Raw genomic sequence first — 1,845 nt, 5'->3', positions numbered from 1 at the left:
ATCACAGAGATTGGAGAGGAGATGGAAGCTCTCAATAAGGAGATTTCCAAGATTCAGACAGAACTCAGCAAGCTGAAAGCATAAGAAATAGAAATCAAGTGCAGTAAAGGAGAAGTCTTCGGATTTCTCCTTTTGTTCCATTTGGAGTAGCATTACAAAAACATAACATGGATTTAATATGGATAAAACAGATGTAATCTTTTTTGCGTGATAGTATTTTTATATGCGTTTAATGTGGTGTGAAAAATGCGGTATTTGCCTGAACCATTCCTAAGAACGGTATCTAAGGTATACAATCACAGCAAGAAGGAGACAGAAAATGAAGATCAGAGGTAAGCTGGTTGTGGGGACAGGGATCGTACTGATCCTAGGATTTGTTTCATTAAGTTATTTAAGTGTCAGTAAATCAAATACGGCGATTGAGCAGGTGATTAAAACTCAACTAGAGGGTCAGGGGGAGTCATTATACGGAGAGTATCTTATGTCCCAGGAAGTCATTCGTATTTCAAAAAAGGCTTTGGATGATAAAAATAAATCCATTGCCACAGCCATTGCTTCACTGATTCATGAAAATCCTGTGTATTTGGATCAGGGGAAGCTGGTTTCACTTGCAGTATCTTTACGGGTAGATGAGATTCATATTACAGATGGGAAAGGCATCATACAGCATGGTAATATATTTGATATGCATGGAAAGGATCTCAGTGAATGGGAAAATAGTTCAGCATTTCTGACGTTGATTGGCCAAACGGGTGGTGCTTATGCACAAGAGCCTACGATTCGTGAAGTGGATGGGAATCTTTATCAGTATATTGGGGTTTCAAGAACTGATGATGAAGGTCTTGTGGTAATCGGATTTCAGCCCAGAGATATTCAGGCTCTTCTTCATAAAATGGATGTCCAGAGTAAAGTGGAGCAAATGGAGATTGGTGGTGGAGGATTTGCTATGATTACCGATTCAGACGGAACTGTGCTTCATCATAAAAACAGCCTTCTTATTGGAAAATCCTTTTCAGAAGTATCCTGGGCACAAGGGATACTTGTTCAGGAAGAAGTTCTTCATGATATTATGATTGGATCCACTCCGTACTATATATTCGCTCAAGAGTTTGAAGATGTCAGAACTTATGTTGCTTATCCGCAGAAAGAAATCAGGCAGCTTATGTTGAGTCAGATATTCAGTACAGTGATGACAGCCACTGTGTCCTTGGTGATCCTACTTGGTGTCATCGCTCTTGTCATTGGCAGATGGGTGACAAAGCCTCTTGGACTCATGGAGAAAGCCATGGAGAGAGTAGGCCAGGGAGATTTTACGGCGGAGATGGGTTACAGGTCTAAAGATGAGATCGGTCTTGCCAGCATACAGTTTGGTGTTATGACGGAAAACATCCGAAGGCTCATCAAAGGAACCGTTTCAAGTTTCGCTTCGGTGACCAGCGCGTCAGATAATGTCATGAACAATGTGGAAGGACTCCTTTCTGCAAGCAGAGAAGTAACCAAGGCCGTGGAGGAGATTGCTGAAGGAGCCATGGAGACAGCTACAGGAGTCAATGAAAGACTTTCTGCAGGACAGGATCTTGGAAAGAGCATCCAGAAGATCACTGGACGTCTTTCTGAGGCCCAGGAGATATCAGGAGCGATGGTCCGTTCCAACACAGAAGGCAGAGGAAAAATTGGCAGCCTGCAGGAAGTCTTCCGAAAGACCGTGGAAAACACGGGAGAAGTGGCAGCCAATGTGGAGGAGCTGAGAAGAAGCTCTAAATCCATCGAGAACATTCTTGGCACCATCAAAGGCATTGCGGACCAGACGAACCTTCTGGCACTGAATGCGTCCATTGAGGCAGC

The 1,845-nt window shown here is 43.2% G+C and carries 1 protein-coding gene; it reads left to right on the top strand.

Translation table 11 applies throughout. The annotated features are described in order from the left end of the window. Positions 1-319 precede the first annotated feature (319 nt). The coding region (locus BM243_RS14980; RefSeq protein WP_074913421.1) for a methyl-accepting chemotaxis protein at positions 320-1,845 on the top strand (1,526 nt) is incomplete at its 3' end.

Source organism: Proteiniclasticum ruminis (assembly GCF_900115135.1).
GTDB classification, from domain to species: Bacteria; Bacillota; Clostridia; order Clostridiales; family Clostridiaceae; genus Proteiniclasticum; species Proteiniclasticum ruminis_A.
The sequence above is the reverse complement of the archived record's forward strand: the minus strand, read 5'-3'. Positions and strand labels throughout refer to the sequence as shown.